Below are 15,009 nucleotides of genomic sequence, written 5' to 3'. Positions count from 1 at the left end.
CACCCTCACGGCCTTGTAGCGATCACTAGCGACTCGACACCGCACATGATCACTCAAGGCCGTCTTGCTGTCCCCGAAACGATCAAACCCCGCTCAGCACAACAATCCGGAGGATAAAGAACAAGCTTAGAAGCGTAGCCACCGGGTCGCATCGGTCGTTGGGGCGTCGGCGGTGTGTTTTCGTCACAGCTTGGTGGTCGCGTGACCCCAGCGAGCAAGTGGAACTTTTACCTCACCAGGGGTGGTTTTCCTCTCCAGGACAAGACGGTCGGAGCGGGGCATGTGGGGATGTCCTGATCGGTGGTATGCATGGGGCGGGGGAGAAAATCGCACCCGGCCCCGTGTGCCGCTGGTTCTCGACGGCGACGACGTCGCGGGCCTTCGCCGCCGGACAGACGGGGCGTGTCAACTCGACTCGACCTGACACGATCGGGAGGATCGAGGCCCTGAGGCGCAACCTGCACGATCTACGACGAGAGCTGGGTCGCTGGCGAGAGGGAAAGCCGCGTGGAGGACCCGGCTTGAGCCCCGGATCCGTGCCGGGGCTCACATTGGGCGCTCTCCCCAAACTCCGCCGACTAAGTGGTCTGGCGAAGGGCCTCCGCGAGGGCGGTCAAGCGTTCTCGGGAGGCGAGGCCGGCGTGGTAGAGGTGGAACTCGGTCGCGCCTGCCTTCGCGTACGTCCGCAGGTGGTCGGCCAGGACGGCGGCGTCGGCGGGGCGGGGTGGGAGGGCGAGGACATAGGCGCCTACTCGCTGGCCCGCACGGGACAGCTCCGTCAGGCGGGTGAGTCGGGTGGCGTCCGTGGACGGGTCGCCCCAGCAGTTGGCCACGAGCACGTCCGCTCCCGGCTCGCCCGCGGGGAGCGGGGCGAAGGCGCCGGCTGCCCACGGGTCCGGGTTGGCGTGCAGGGTGATGGGGACGTTCGGGGCGGTCCTTCTGGATACGGCGATCAGACGTTCCCTGAGGGAGGTGGCCAGGCCTACGCGGATGGCGCGGACCTCGTCCGCCACCGGGCCGAGGGCCTCCTCGACGGTGGTGGGTTGGGGGGCCGACGTGTCGCCCGTGCGGTCTATCGCCGCGCGGACGCGGGCCCTCGTGGATTCGGGGTAGCGGGAGGCGCAGGCCGCACAGAAGCACAGGGACAGCAGGTCCGCGTCCACGGAGGTCCAGTCCGCTCCGGAGGTCTTCTCGTGCACGCTCTGATGGCCAAACCCCAGCGGGCCACAGGCTTCCAGGATCAGGCCGTCCGGCTCGCCGACCGTCAGGATCTCCTGGACGAGGCGTTCGCAGTACTCGATGACGTCCTCGTGGGCCGGGCACAGTGCGTACGGGTACGGGTCGCCGAAGGCGTTGCGTACGACCAGGTCAGGATGGGCGGCGCCCAGGTGGGAGTTGTGGGTGAGGACGGTCCAGGCGTGGACGGGGAGGCCGACCGCCTTCAGCGCGTCCCTGGCCTGGAGGTAGGCGTCGGCGGGGGTCCACGTGGGAGCGGCCGGGACGAGGCGGTCCCAGGCGGACGGGCGTACCGGGAGGTAGAAGGCCGGATAGGGCACGTCCAGGACGCGATGGGACGGATGGTACGGCGTGGCGGCCCGGGTGGAGTGGTAGCTGGCCGCCAGGGCGACCGCGTCCACGCCCAGCGCGGCCAGGCGCTCAGGGGCGGAAGGGTCGCCGACGACGTCCCAGGGGTAGACGTAGGCGATGTTCATCGGAGCGGTCTCCTGCTGGACGGGCCGGGTGTGGCGTTCATCGGACGGGGCTCAGTGAGACGAAACAGGGGTCACCACCGCGGCCTCGCCGCCGTGAAGCCAGGCTCGAACCGCTGCATGTACGTCGTGTCGTCACGCGCCACGATTCCGCACTTCTGATACTGCTCGTGCATGCGGGCCAGCGCGTCCCGGTCGAGCTCCACGCCCAGGCCGGGGCCGCTGGGGACGGGGACGGCCCCGTCGGTGAAGCGGAGGCTGCCCGGCACGACCACGTCCTGCCCGTCCTGCCACGGGGTGTGGGTGTCGCAGGCGAAGGTGAGGTTCGGGGTGGCGGCGGCCAGGTGGGTCATGGCGGCCAGGCTGATGCCGAGGTGGGAGTTGGAGTGCATGGACAGCGACAGCCCGAAGGTGTCGCAGAGGGTGGCGATATGCGCGGAACGTACGAGTCCGCCCCAGTAGTGGTGGTCCAGGAGGAGGACCCCGATCGCGCGGGAGGTGATGGCGGGTGGCACGTGTTCGGGGGTGACCACGCACATGTTCGTGGCGAGGGGCATGGGGACGGCGGCGGCGACCTCGGACATGCCGGGAATGCCGGGCGTCGGGTCCTCCAGGTACTGGAGGGTGCCTTCGAGCTCGCGGCCGACCCGGATCGAGGTCTCGACCGACCAGGCGGCGTTGGGGTCCAGGCGGAGCGGCACGCCGGGGAACGCCTCGTGCAGGGCCTTGGTCGCGGCGATCTCCTGGTCGGGCGGGAAGACGCCGCCCTTGAGCTTGATCGACTTGAAGCCATACTCCTTGATCAGGAGCGCGGCCTGCTCGACAACGCCCGCCTCGTCCAGTGCCGCGCCGAATCTGTCCGGCTCCTCGCCCGGGTGGCCGGCCCACTTGTAGAAGAGGTACGCGCTGTACGGCACCGCGTCCCTGACCCGGCCGCCGAGCAGGTCGACGACCGGCACGCCGGCCGCCTTGCCGCGAATGTCCAGGCAGGCCACCTCGAAGGCGGCGAAGACCCGGTCGACGCTCTTCTCCTTGGTGGCGACGCCGGTCAGGCCGTGCAGATCGGTCACCACGTCACCCACGAGCGCGTTGATCCGCGCGTACATCGTGTTCACGGCGTGCATGTCGAGCCCGATGAGGGCCTGCGCGCACTCACGCACCCTGCCGAGGTGCTCGAGATCGCCGTACGTCTCACCGAGGCCGGTCAGGCCCTCGTCTGTGACGACCTCGACAATGGTACGGAGGGCCCACGGCTCGTGGACCCCGGCGGCGTTAAGAAGGGGCGGATCCCGGAAGGCAACGGGTGTGACGCGGATCTCCCTGATGATCATACGACCGCCGTCCATATATGTGAACAATAGCCAGATTTGTGGACAAGTTGCCAAAACTGTAAGAATCAGGCTGAAGAAGTGTCAAGACTCCGAAGGGCCATTCGATGATCTACGGACACGACCCCAGGACCGGCGAGACGGTGGGCGCCGCCCTGCAAGAGACCGACAGCGCCGGGGTCGACATGGTCGTTTCTGCCGCGGCCGCGGCCGGCCAGGCCTGGCGGTCGACGCCGGCGGCCGAGCGCGCGATCGCGCTCGAGGCGGTCGCCGACGCCCTGGCCGCGCACGTGGACGAGCTGTGGCAGCTCGCCGACGAGGAGACGGCTCTCGGCGAGGTACGCCTGCGCGGCGAGGTCGCCCGCACCGCCGGCCAGTTCAGGCTCTTCGCCCAGGTCCTCAGGGACGGCGCGTACGTCGAGGCCATCATCGACCACGCCGACCCGTCGCTCACGCCGCCCCGGCCCGACGTGCGGCGCATGAAGCACCCGCTGTCCGGTGTGGTCGCCGTGTTCTCGGCCAGCAACTTCCCGTTCGCGTTCTCCGTGGCCGGCGGCGACACCGCCTCCGCGCTGGCCGCGGGCTGCCCGGTGGTCGTCAAGGCGCATCCCGGTCATCCGAACACCTCCGAGCGGGTCGCGAAGATCGTGCGGGACGCGCTCCCGTACCCGGACCTGCTGGGCCTCGTGCAGGGCATGCAGGCGGGCATCGACCTGGTGCAGCACCCGTCGGTGGTCGCGGCCGGGTTCACCGGGTCCGTGGCCGGCGGGAAGGCGATCCAGAAGCTGATCGACGAGCGGGAGGTGCCGATCCCCTTCTTCGGCGAGCTGGGCAGCGTCAACCCCGTGGTCGTGCTGCCGTCGGCGCCGGTGGAGGGCGTGGCCGCCGGTTTCGCGGGGTCGCTGACGCTGGGAGTCGGGCAGTTCTGCACGAATCCCGGGCTCATGTTCGTGCCCGAGGGCGACGAGCTGCGCAAGGCCCTGGTGGAGGCCGTCGAGGGGACCAGCGGCGGGCCCATGCTGGCCGAGCGGATCAGGGACGGGTATCTGGGCGGGGTCGAACGGCTCGGCGAACTGCAGCTGCTGGCCGAGGGCAAGCCGGGCGAGGGCGCCTGGGCGGTCACGCCGAAGGTGTTCACCACGGATCTGGACACCTTCGCCGGGAAGCTGCCGCACATCGGCGAGGAGTGCTTCGGGCCTGCGTCGATCGTGGTGACATATCGGGAAATTTCCGATCTACGGCCCGTGCTCGAGCGGCTGGACGGCTCGCTGACCGCCACCGTCCACGGCACCGACACCGACGAGGCCGGTGAGGTCGTGGAGGTGCTCGGGAGGAGGGCCGGGCGGCTCATCTGGAACGGGTGGCCGACCGGTGTGGCCGTGTGCTGGGCGATGCAGCACGGAGGCCCCTGGCCTGCCGCCACGACGACGCACACCTCCGTCGGGGCCACGGCCATCGACCGCTGGCTGGCGCCGACCGCATACCAGGACTGGCCGGGGGCGCTGCTGCCGGACGAGCTGAAGGATGACAACCCGCTCTCCATTCCGCGACGGGTGGATGGGCGTCTGCAGGTGTGAAGCGCGTAGGCCTGGAGGCGGCGTCGATGCCGCCTCCAGGCGCATCGCCAGGCTTCGGCGATTTCCAGCCCGGTGGCGATGAGCCGCTCCTGCGCCGCGACCTGCTCAGGCCCCGGCGATTTCCAGCCCGGTGGCGATGAGCCGCTCCAGCACCGCCACATGCTCAGGCGACGGATCCATGAGCGGCGCCCGCACACCCCCGACGTCCAGCCCGCGCAGCCGCACCCCTGCCTTCACCAGCGAGACCGCATAACCGGGCACGGTGTCCCGCAGCTCCACCAGCGGCAGATAGAACCCGGTGAGCAACCGCTGCACCAGCACCTCGTCCCCGCCGGTCACGGCCTTGTAGAAAGCGAGGGCGATCTCGGGCGCGAACGCGAACACCGCGCTCGAATACAGGCTCACCCCGATCCCCCGGTACGCGGGCACGGTGAACTCGGCGGTCGGCAGGCCGTTGAAGAAGGTGAACTCCTGGTCGGTGGACTGCCGGACGGTCAGGATGATGCGCTGCAGCAGGTCGAAGTCGCCGAGCCCGTCCTTGAAGCCCACGACGTTGGGCAGCTGCGCCAGCGACGCCACGGCCTCGGGCGTGAAGCGTGCGGTCCCCCGCTGATAGACGATGATCGGCAGCGCCACCGTCTCGGCCACCTCCCGCACGTACCGGACCAGGCCAGAGGCGGGGCCGGTGACCAGGTAGGGAGGCATCAGCAGCAGCCCGTCGGCGCCCTGGGCGGCAGCAGCGCGGGCGATCGCCTTGGAGGCGGGCAACGTGCCGCCGGCCCCGGCGAAGACGGGGGCGCGCCCCTCGGTGGCGGCGACGGCCGTGGCCACCACCCGGCTGTATTCGCCGAGATCGAGGGCGTTGAACTCACCGGTGCCGCACGCGGTGAACACTCCTCCCGCCCCGGCCGCGACCCCGTCGGCGACGTGGCGGGCGAGCACCGGTTCGGCCAGCTCCCCATCGGCCCCGAAGGGGGTCACCGGAAAGAAGAGAACACCATCTAGCCGCATCAGCAGTCCTTTCTAGCGGATGCCCTCCCTGCGCAGAGTGGCAGCCAGCTTGCGGGTGTGTTTGATCACCGCTTCGGTGATCCGCTCGACGTCGGCGGGCGGGAGACCGGCAGGCATGGAGCAGCTGATCGCGTCCGTGGCCGGGATGCGGTAGTCGACCGCCACGGCCACGCAGGCCACGCCGGGCGTGCCCTGCTCGCGCTCGTAGGACCAGCCCCTGGTGCGGACCTGGTCCAGCTCGCCGGTGAGCTTGGCCAGGTCGGTGATCGTGTGCTCGGTGAGCGACACCAGCGGCTCGGGCAGCAGCGCCACGACCTCGTCGTCGGTGAGCTGGGCGAGCAGCACCTGGCCGAGCGCCGTGACGTGGGCGGGCAGCCGCCGGCCCACCCTGGGGATCACGTGCGCGGCCTCGCGCGACTCCCTGGTCGCCAGGTAGAGCACGTGCGCGCCGTCCCTGCGGGCGAAGTGCACCGTACGCCCGATCTCGTCCCGCAGGTCCTCCAGCATCTCCTGCGCGAACGGCAGCGCGGGATCCTTGTCCAGGTATGCGGTGCCGGTCAGCAGCGCGTGCGGCCCGATCCCGAACGCGGACCTGCCGGAGTCGGTCTCGACCCAGTTGAGCTCGACCAGCGTGCGCATGAGGGCGTGCAGGCTGCTGCGCGGGAACCCGGTGCGCTGCTGGAGCTCCGACAGCGTCAACGTGTCGTGCGACTCGGCCAGGACTTCCAGGATGCGTACCGTCCGCTCGGCGGACTTGACCAGCTGGGGCTCCATGCTCATCCCATCTCGTGCCCTGCGGCTTCAAAGATCCAGGATATGGGCTAGCGTCCATATACATGGACGCTTAACCCTTGACCGCGCCGCTTGTCAGACCACGCATGAACTGCCGCTGGAACGCCAGGAACGCGATGATCGACGGCAGCAGCGCCAGCAGCGAGGCAGCGAGCAGCACGCCGATCCCGACCTCCTCGTCGGAGCGAAGCGAACGCAGCGCGATGGGGAGCGTCCACATGTCCGACTGGGGCGCGACGATCAACGGCAGCAGATACTGGTCCCAGATCATCGTGAACCCGAAGACGCCGATCACGCCGAGCGCGGGACGGCATAGCGGCACGATGATCGTGGCGAAGATCCGCAGCTCGCCGGCGCCGTCGATGCGCGCGGCCTCCTCCAGCTCGACCGGCACCTCCTTCATGAACTCGGTCATGACCAGGATCGAGAAGCCCCACGCCCCGACCGGGAGGATCATTCCGGCGTACGTGCCGATGAGGTTGGTGTGGAACACCGGCATGTCGGCCAGGACGAGGGACAGCGGGATCGCGATGATCTCCTCGGGCAGCATCATCGTGGCGAGCATGAGCAGCATCACGAACGTCATGCCGCGGAACTTCTTGCGGGCCAGCGAGTACGCCGCGAAGACGCTCACCAGCATCTGCAGCAGCAGCCCGAAGCCCACGACGATGAACGAGTTGAGCAGGTAGAGGTAGACGTTCTTGTCCTTGGCCTGGACGAAGTTCTCCAGCGTGAACTCCTCCGGCCACAGCGTGAACGACGTCGGGTCGAGGGTCTTGCTGAACGCGCTGATCAGCAAGCCCACCAGAGGTCCGGTGAAAACGATCACCATCAGGCCATAAAGGATGACCTTTCCGGTGATGGCCACAGGCCCTCTGCGCGACTCCAGCCCCAGAGCGCTGTCGAACCTCATGCCGCCTGCCTCCTGCGCAACAACTGCACGACCACGGTGAGCGCCAGCGTGGCCAGGAACAACACGATCCCGCCCGCCGAGGCGACCCCCAGCTCGTTCGACTGGAACCCGAGCTTGTAGATCAAGGTCATCAGCACTTCGGACGACCCGTTGGGGCCGCCGTTCGTAAGCACGTAGACCTCGACGAACACCCGCAGCCCGCGGATCGCGGCCAGCGTGAACAGGATCCAGAACACCGGCCGCAGCGCCGGCAGCGTGATGTGCCGCAGCCGCCGCCACGTGGAGGCGCCGTCCACGGCCGCCGCCTCGTAGAGCGTGCGGTCCACGCCGACCAGCCCGGCCAGGAAGATCATCATGTCGTACGGGGTGCCGCGCCAGATGCTCATCAGCATGATCGACCAGAGCGAGGAGTTCTCGCTGGCCAGCCACGGCTGCGGATCGACGCCCACCCAGCCGATGATCGTGTTGAGCATGCCGCTGTCGGCCGGGTGGAACATGATCCGCCACACCTCGGCCACGGCCGCCATCGTGGTCACGACGGGCAGGAACGCCGCCGTCCTGACGAACCACAGATACCGGGCCGGACCCTCGATGAGCAGCGCGAACCCGAGCCCGAGCACGAGCGAGCCGATCGTGGTGCCGAGCGCCAGCACGATGCTGTGCCAGATGGCGGCGCCGAACGCGTCGTCGGTGAGGATCGTCTTGTAGTTCTCCAGGCCCACCCACGTGTCAGTGATGTAGTGGACCTCGTGGAAGCTCTTCCACAGGCCTAAGGCCATCGGGATGAACTTGAAGTACAGGAACAGCAGCAACGCCGGCGCCAGGAACAGCCACGCGATCAGCGACCCCCGCCACCGCACCGATTTGGTGCGGCGGTGCGGGGGCGCCGTCCGGGCCCCGGCCCGGGTGAGGGTCGAGGTCATGACGCTTTCTGGCTCTGCAGTTCCTGGGTGAGCTTGGTGTTGAGCCCGTCCATCGCCGTCTTCACGTCAGCCGTGCAGTCGGCCCAGACCGTGTTGATGGCGTCGGCGGAGGTCTGGCGGATGGGCGCCCAGTTCGGCACCGGCGGGGCGTACACGGCGAACTCGTACGATTCCTGGAACACCTTCCAGCGCGGGTCCTGGCGCTCGGCGGCCATGTCCACGGTGGTGTTGACCGGCAGGCGAACGATGGCGCCGTTGGCGTCCTTGTTCATGCCGATCTTCTGGCCTTCGGGGGAGATCGCGTACTCGGCGAACTTCTTCTGGGCGTCCTCCATGGACGAGCCGACCATCATGTAGACGTTCTCGCCCTCGCCGAGGGTGCCGGGGCCGCCGGACGGGCCCTTGGGCACGGGCAGGACCTCGATCTTGTCGGTGCCGATGCTCTTGACGAAACGGGCCAGCACGTACGGGCCGACGAGATAGATGCCGCCCTGGCCCTTCTCGAACACCTCGTGCGTGACGGTCGTGTCGTTGCTGACCGCGCCGGGGTTGACGGTCTTGGACTTGCAGAACTGGTCCTGCAGGTATTGGACGGCCTCCACGAACTTGGGGTCGTTGGCGGTGGCCGTGTACTTGCCGGGACCGGCGGCCTTGAGGAAGTCGGCGCCGTTGCCGTAGATGAGCGAGGAGGCGTACCAGGAGGCGTAGCCGCGCTTGGTGCCGGCGGGGATGACGAAGCCGCTGGTGTCCTTCTGGCCGTTGCCGTCGGGGTCGTTCTCGGTGAACGCGGTGCCCAGCTTGGCGAGGTCCTCCCACGTCTGGGGCGGCTCCATCTTCAGCTTTTCGCGCCAGTCCTTGCGGACGATCAGCGCGAACGCCTGAGCCGAGAACGGGGCGGCGTACACCTTGCCGTCGCTGCCGGTGGCAGCGCTCCACGCCCGGTCCGACAGCTTGTCGCCGCCGGCCAGCGAGGCCTTGTCGACCTCCCTTAACCAGCCCTGCGACTGCATGTTGCCGAGCTGGGCGGTGTCGTTGATGACGATGTCAGGAAGCTGCTTCTGCGCGGCCTGCTGGTTGAGCTTGGTCTCGAAATCGTCGAAGAGGGCCACGACTTTCGTCTTGACACCGCTGGCCTGGGTGAATGCGTCGGCGAGCTTTTTCGCCGTCTTGGCGGAGTCGGAATCGGGCGCCTGCCTGATCCAGATCTCCAACGTGTCGTCAGTAGCTGATGATCCCCCGGAACCGCAGCCTGTCAGCGTTACGGCCAGGGACGCGATGATCGCGGTCCCGAGCAAGCGACGTGACATCAGACCGCCTCCCGTTCACATACGTGGACATGAGTCCGGTTTTTGAACTCGTGGGTGTGAACGTAACTACACGTATGCATCACGGTCAATATTCAAGGATGTGAATTTCAGTCAGAATCGTGTACACCATGGATGCATGCGCATTCTCATGACCGGTGCCGCGGGGAAAGTCGGCACGCTGCTCCGCCCGCGGCTCGCCCGCGAGGGTCGCATCCTGCGGCTCTCCGACCTTCAGGCGGTGGAGACCGGCCCGGGGGAGGAATGGGTGACGGCCGACCTCGCCGACCCGGCCGCCATGGCGGAGGCGATGAAGGGCGTGGACGCGGTGCTCCACCTGGGCGGCCAGAGCCGGGAGCGTCCCTGGGCCGACATCGTGCACGCCAACATCGACGGCATGCAGGTGCTGCTCGAGGCGGCGCGTCAGGAGGGCGTCCAGCACCTCGTGCTCATGGGCAGTCACCACGCCGCCGGCTTCCACCCCCGCCCGGCGGACGGCGAGGACCTGCCGGACTACGCCTTCCCACGCCCCGACACCTACTACGGGGTCAGCAAGGTCGTCATGGAGGCGCTGGCCGGCCTCTATCATGACCGGTTCGGCATGGACATCACCGTTGTCCGGCTCGGCACCTGCAACGAGGGGCCGCTCGACACCCGCGGGCTGGCGACCTGGATCTCGCCCGACGACCTGACCCGTCTCGTGGAGGCCGCGCTGGTGGCGCCCGGGTATCACGTCGTCTGGGGGGTTTCGGACAACACGCGGCGGTGGTGGTCGCTGGAGGAGGCCACCTCCCTCGGGTACGTCTCCCGGGACGACTCCGAGTCGTTCGCGCCGGCGCTGATCGCCGAGCACGGCGAGCCGGATCTGACGCAGCCGATCCACGACCGGGCCGGCGGCGTCTTCACGCTCAACGAGCTGGGCGGCTCCTGGTAGCCGGGATGCGGTAGCAACCGGTTGCAGAAACCTTGACGATCGGACTGGCGAACGTCAAGGTTTAGTCTTGGCAACCGTTTGCAAGGGAGGACGGGCGATGACGGCGACGATCAAAGACGTGGCGCGCGCCTGCGGCGTCCACGTGTCCACCGTGTCGCGCACCTTCTCCGCACCGCACCTGGTCAATCCTGCCACCAGGAGCAAGGTGATGGCCGTCGCGGACGACCTCGGCTACCGCCCCAACCGGGCGGCCAGAGCGCTCACGACGGGACGCACGTTCAACATGGGCCTCATCGTGGCCGACATCTCCAACCCGTTCTTCCCGCCGCTCATCAAGGCCGCCCAGGCGCAGGCCAGGGGCCGCGACTATCACGTGTTCGTGGCCGACACCGACGAGGACCCGCGGGTGGAGGAGGAGCTGATCAGGACGTTCACCAAGCAGGTGGACGGCGTCCTCCTGTGCAGTCCCCGCCTGTCCAACCGGATGATCGAGCGCCTGGCGGAGGACGTGCCGTTCGTGGTGATCAACCGCCGGATCAAGGGCATGCCCGCGGTGCTCATGAACGTCGCCCAGGGCGCCAAGCTCGCTCTGGAGCACCTGACCGGGCTCGGCCACCGCAAGATCGCCCTCGTGTCGGGCCCGATCGGCTCGTGGACCAGCAACGAGATGCAGGGCGTCGCCGCCGAGGCGCCGGGGCTCGACCTCGTCTTCTTCGGCCCCAACCAGCCCACGGAGTCGGGGGGCCTGGCCGTGGCCGCGGACGTGGCGGCCTGCGGGGCGACCGCCGTGCTGGCGTACAACGATCTCGTCGCGCTTGGCCTGATCGAGGGGCTGGCCGCGATGGAGATAGGGGTACCAGACCAGATAAGTGTCGTCGGCTTCGACGACATCCTGCCGGGCCGGCTCAACCGGCCCAAGCTGACCACGGTGGCCATGCCCGCCGTGGCAGCTGGGAGGATGGCCGTCGATCTGCTGCTGCAGTCGGGGGGCGAGGGCGCGACAGTGACCCTCGACACCGCCCTCATAGTTCGCGAGTCCACGGGAAGGGCGCAAAAATGATCTTCGGAACGCTGCCGTCGGGGGAGCAGGTCGAGCAGGTGGAGCTGTCGTCAGGACGACTGCGTGCCGAAGTGCTCACCCTGGGATGCATCGTGCGCTCGCTGGAGGTGTCGGGCCGCAACGTCGTGCTCGGTCTCGACTCGGTGGAGGACTACCTGACCCGCAGCCGCTACTTCGGCGCGGTCGTCGGCAGGTACGGCAACCGCATCGCGAACGGCCGCTTTACCCTCGACGGCGTGGAGTACCGGCTGCCGGTCAACAACGGCCTCAACAGCCTGCACGGCGGCCTCGAGGGCTTCGACCGCAAGGTGTGGACCGTCCAGGACCTCTCCGGCGACGCGGTGACTCTCACGCTGACCAGCCCCGACGGCGACCAGGGTTACCCGGGCACGCTGACCGCGCAGGTCACCTACACGCTGGCGGACGATGCGCTGCGCATCGACTACGCGATGGAGGCCGACGCGCCGACCGTGGTCAACCTGACCAACCACTCCTACTTCAACCTGGCCGGCAGCGGCGACGTACGCGACCATGTGGTGCGCCTCGAGGCCGAGCACTACCTGCCGGTGGACGAGCACAAGATCCCCACCGGGGAGCTCGCGCCGGTCAAGGGCACGCCGTTCGACTTCACCGAGCCGCACGCCGTCGCCGAGCGCTACGACGGCGCCTACGACCACTGCTTCGTCCTCGACGGCGGCATGCAGGTCACGGCCGGCGGCCTGACCATGGAGGTCACGACCACCGAGCCGGGCGTGCAGTTCTACACGGGCAGCATGCTCGACGGGGTCGCGACGCCGTACGGGCCGTTCGCCGGGTTGTGCCTGGAGACGCAGCACTACCCCGACTCGCCCAACCAGCCGCACTTCCCCTCGACCGTGCTGCGGCCGGGCGAGCGCCGCACCTCCACCACCACCTACAGGTTCACATCCTGACCTGCCGCAGCGGGGCGGCCTTGATCACCAGCAGGGCGACGTCGTCCTGCGACGGCTCGGCGGCGAACGTCTCGACCGCGTGCCGCACCCGTTCGGCCACCGCGTGGGCGCTCAGCCCCGTGCAGCCGGCCAGCAGCGCCGCCAGCCCGTCGCCGTCGTCGAGCAGGCGGTCGCCGTCGCGCCGCTCGGTCACGCCGTCGGTGACGCACAGCAGCACCTCCTCGGGCGCCAGCTCGAACGTCTCGACGTAGAACCTGGCGTCCGCCTCGATGCCCAGCAGCAACTGCGGCGTCGCGACCGCCTGGACCGTGCCGTCCGCCCGCAGCAGCAGGGGCGGCGGATGGCCGGCCGAGGCGACCGTGCACAGCGCGCCGCCCTGGGCGAGCGGGGTCAGCTCGCCGCACAGCAGGCTGAGGAACCTGCCGTCCTCGCCCTCCTCCAGCAGCGCCTGGTTGAGCCTGTCCAGGATGTCGGCCACCGTGTAGTGCTCCTTGGCGAGCAGGCGTACGGCGTGCCTGGCCAGCCCGGTGACCGCGGCCGCCTCGGGCCCGCTGCCGCACACGTCGCCGAGCGCGAAGCACCAGTGGTCGGCCACCGTGAACAGGTCGTAGAAGTCGCCGCCCACGTCGGCGCCCTCCTCGGCCGGCTCGTAGACGACCGCCGACTCCAGCCCCGGCATGGGGGCCACGCGCATGGGCAGCAGGCTGCGCTGCAGCACCCGCGACGTGGTGGCCTGCCGGGCGTACAACATGGCCGTGTGCAGGTTGAGAGCCACCAGCCGGCACAGGTCCGCCAGCAGGTCGGCCAGCTCCAGCGGCAGGGTCGGCTCGGCGCGGCCGATCACCAGCGCGCCGTGCGACCTGCCCTGGGTGAGCAGCGGGAACGACAGCACCGTCTCCGGGCCGACCGGCCAGCTCACCTCGGTGAGCGCGGTGCGTGGGATGGCCGGCAACAACGTGCGCAGCTCGGCGTTGTGCCGCTCCTCGCTGTGCCAGACGTGGGCGAGCCTGGTCATCCCCGCCAGATCGGTCAGGTAGACCGCCGCCCAGGTGGCGATCTTGGGGACGACGAGCTGCGCGGTCAACGCCGCGATCAGCTCCTCGTCGTGCACGCCCGCGAGCAGCTCGCCCGCCTCGGCCAGGAACGACAGCCGCCCTCGGTGCGCCCGGTCCTCCTCGGCCAGCCGCTCGCGCTGCACCGGCACGGCCACCTGGTCGGCGATGTGCTGCAGGCTGACCGTCAGCTCCTGGTCGAAGCGCCCCGGCTGCGTGGCCGTCACCACGATGTAGCCGGTCACCTCCCCGGACACCAGCAGTGGAGCGCACGCCAGCGAGCGGGCCCGCAGCTGCTCGGCCAGCTCGACGTCCTCGGCCAGCAGGTCGTCGAGCATCGTGGGCGCCTTCCTGTCGGCGCTGAACACGCCCGTGGCCAGCACCCCCACCAATCCCGCCGTCGCGCCGGCGCCCGCCGCCACGCCGAACCTGTCACCGCCGTCGGCCGAGAGCAGCACGTACGCGGCGTCGCCGCCGCTGGAGACCTGGACGATCTGCGCGATCGTGTCGAGCAGCTCCGCGAACGGCATGTCCTGGTCGAGCAGGTCCTTGATCCGCCGCCCCGCCTCCCTGCGCATCGGCGCGGGCGGCGGCGTCAGGACGTAGCGGTGGTCGGCGGCCACCACCATCCAGATGGCCGACCGCTGACCCCGTGCCCGCAGGTGCGAGACGTAGACGGGCATCATCGTGCCGTCGAGGTGCCGCATGTGGGCCTCGCCCCGCCAGCGGCCCAGGCCGAGCGTGTCGGCGAGGGTGAGCGCGTACGGGCCGTGGCCGCGCCAGGCGACCAGCTTCTCCAGCGACCCGCCGACGACCTCATCGGCCTGCCAGCCGAGCAGCTTCTCCGCCTCCGAGTTCCACGATTCGACGACCCCGTCGCGGTCGCAGACGATGACCCCGACATGCAGGGACTCGACGGGCGGGGCGATGGGGAGCGAGGCGGACAGGGCATCCTGCCGGTCGAAGCCGTCGCCGAGCTCCATGCGCACCCAGACCCGCTTGGCGGTCTTGGTGTACGTGACGCCCCAGGCGTCGGCCAGCATGCCCGCGAGCGCCAGCCCGCGCCCCGAGGTGCGCATCGTGTCGGCAGGAACGGCCTCGGCCTCCTCGATGGTCCTCGTCGGATGGTGGTCGTCGACCTCGATCTCCAGCTTCGCCGGGGTGGCCTCCACGTTCAGCCGGCAGGTCAGCTCGATGCCGGTGCCCGCGTGCACCACGGCGTTGGTGACGAGTTCGCTGGTCAGCAGCACGGCGTCCTCCGCCAGATGGCCCAGCCGCCATTCGCCGAGCACCTGGCGTACGAACTTGCGCGCATGTGCCGGGGCATGGGGAGTGCCGTCGAAGGCCGTGCTCGACACCCGGGTCGTGTCCACTGTGCGTCCTAGAACATCACTCGATGTGGCAGTTCGGTCACTCTCAGAGTGGCAGACTGATGCCGTTGATACCTCCAGTTCTCCAGTTGTGAAGAAGGCCG

12 protein-coding genes are annotated in these 15,009 nt (G+C 69.3%); 4 read left to right on the top strand and 8 right to left on the bottom strand.

Annotation, left to right across the window (positions count from 1 at the left end; genetic code table 11):
• Window positions 1-578 precede the first annotated feature (578 nt).
• Together Q9G87_RS48475 and Q9G87_RS48470 are read right to left on the bottom strand one after the other, a co-directional pair.
• Window positions 579-1,712, bottom strand: a complete 1,134-nt coding sequence (locus Q9G87_RS48475; RefSeq protein ID WP_305923445.1) for a hypothetical protein — start codon at window positions 1,710-1,712, stop codon at window positions 579-581.
• A 71-nt stretch (window positions 1,713-1,783) separates the two neighbouring features.
• On the bottom strand, window positions 1,784-3,055 hold the full coding sequence (locus tag Q9G87_RS48470) for a glucarate dehydratase family protein (RefSeq protein ID WP_305923444.1): 1,272 nt from the start codon (window positions 3,053-3,055) through the stop codon (window positions 1,784-1,786).
• A gap of 89 nt (window positions 3,056-3,144) precedes the next feature.
• On the opposite strand from Q9G87_RS48470, the gene Q9G87_RS48465 reads away from it, so the two are divergent.
• Window positions 3,145-4,614, top strand: coding sequence for an aldehyde dehydrogenase (NADP(+)) (locus tag Q9G87_RS48465; RefSeq protein WP_305923443.1), 1,470 nt, complete (start codon window positions 3,145-3,147; stop codon window positions 4,612-4,614).
• A gap of 105 nt (window positions 4,615-4,719) precedes the next feature.
• Here the strand turns inward: Q9G87_RS48465 and Q9G87_RS48460 are convergent, their stop codons facing one another.
• The 5 genes from Q9G87_RS48460 to Q9G87_RS48440 all read right to left on the bottom strand — a co-directional run bounded on the left by Q9G87_RS48460 (window position 4,720) and on the right by Q9G87_RS48440 (window position 9,560).
• The gene (locus Q9G87_RS48460) at window positions 4,720-5,625 is read right to left on the bottom strand and encodes a 5-dehydro-4-deoxyglucarate dehydratase (RefSeq protein WP_305923442.1); all 906 of its coding nucleotides are present in this window, start codon (window positions 5,623-5,625) and stop codon (window positions 4,720-4,722) included.
• A 12-nt stretch (window positions 5,626-5,637) separates the two neighbouring features.
• Complete coding sequence (locus tag Q9G87_RS48455; RefSeq protein ID WP_305923441.1) at window positions 5,638-6,405, bottom strand: IclR family transcriptional regulator; 768 nt, start codon at window positions 6,403-6,405, stop codon at window positions 5,638-5,640.
• Window positions 6,406-6,469: 64 nt separating this feature from the next.
• On the bottom strand, window positions 6,470-7,330 hold the full coding sequence (locus Q9G87_RS48450) for a carbohydrate ABC transporter permease (protein WP_305923440.1): 861 nt from the start codon (window positions 7,328-7,330) through the stop codon (window positions 6,470-6,472).
• Complete coding sequence (locus tag Q9G87_RS48445) at window positions 7,327-8,253, bottom strand: carbohydrate ABC transporter permease (RefSeq protein WP_305923439.1); 927 nt, start codon at window positions 8,251-8,253, stop codon at window positions 7,327-7,329. The genes Q9G87_RS48450 and Q9G87_RS48445 overlap by 4 nt, the downstream gene beginning before the upstream one ends.
• The gene (locus tag Q9G87_RS48440; RefSeq protein WP_305923438.1) at window positions 8,250-9,560 is read right to left on the bottom strand and encodes a sugar ABC transporter substrate-binding protein; all 1,311 of its coding nucleotides are present in this window, start codon (window positions 9,558-9,560) and stop codon (window positions 8,250-8,252) included. The genes Q9G87_RS48445 and Q9G87_RS48440 overlap by 4 nt, the downstream gene beginning before the upstream one ends.
• Window positions 9,561-9,696: 136 nt before the next feature.
• Here Q9G87_RS48440 and Q9G87_RS48435 point away from each other — a divergent pair, with 136 nt between their 5' ends.
• The 3 genes from Q9G87_RS48435 (at window position 9,697) to Q9G87_RS48425 (ending at window position 12,483) form a co-directional block, all read left to right on the top strand.
• Window positions 9,697-10,491 carry an NAD-dependent epimerase/dehydratase family protein gene (locus Q9G87_RS48435; protein ID WP_305923437.1) on the top strand — a complete coding sequence of 265 codons (795 nt, stop codon included), beginning with the start codon at window positions 9,697-9,699 and terminating at the stop codon, window positions 10,489-10,491.
• A 97-nt stretch (window positions 10,492-10,588) separates the two neighbouring features.
• Window positions 10,589-11,551 (top strand): LacI family DNA-binding transcriptional regulator, encoded by a 963-nt coding sequence (locus tag Q9G87_RS48430; RefSeq protein ID WP_305923436.1) that lies wholly within the window; start codon window positions 10,589-10,591, stop codon window positions 11,549-11,551.
• On the top strand, window positions 11,548-12,483 hold the full coding sequence (locus tag Q9G87_RS48425; RefSeq protein ID WP_305923435.1) for an aldose epimerase family protein: 936 nt from the start codon (window positions 11,548-11,550) through the stop codon (window positions 12,481-12,483). The genes Q9G87_RS48430 and Q9G87_RS48425 overlap by 4 nt, the downstream gene beginning before the upstream one ends.
• Here Q9G87_RS48425 and Q9G87_RS48420 read toward each other — a convergent pair.
• Window positions 12,473-14,908 (bottom strand): SpoIIE family protein phosphatase, encoded by a 2,436-nt coding sequence (locus Q9G87_RS48420; RefSeq protein WP_305923434.1) that lies wholly within the window; start codon window positions 14,906-14,908, stop codon window positions 12,473-12,475. The two genes, Q9G87_RS48425 and Q9G87_RS48420, sit on opposite strands and share 11 nt — an antisense overlap.
• Window positions 14,909-15,009 lie beyond the last annotated feature (101 nt).

Source organism: Nonomuraea turcica, from assembly GCF_030718205.1.
Taxonomy (GTDB): Bacteria; Actinomycetota; Actinomycetes; order Streptosporangiales; family Streptosporangiaceae; genus Nonomuraea.
This window is presented reverse-complemented; position numbering and strand designations above follow the sequence as displayed.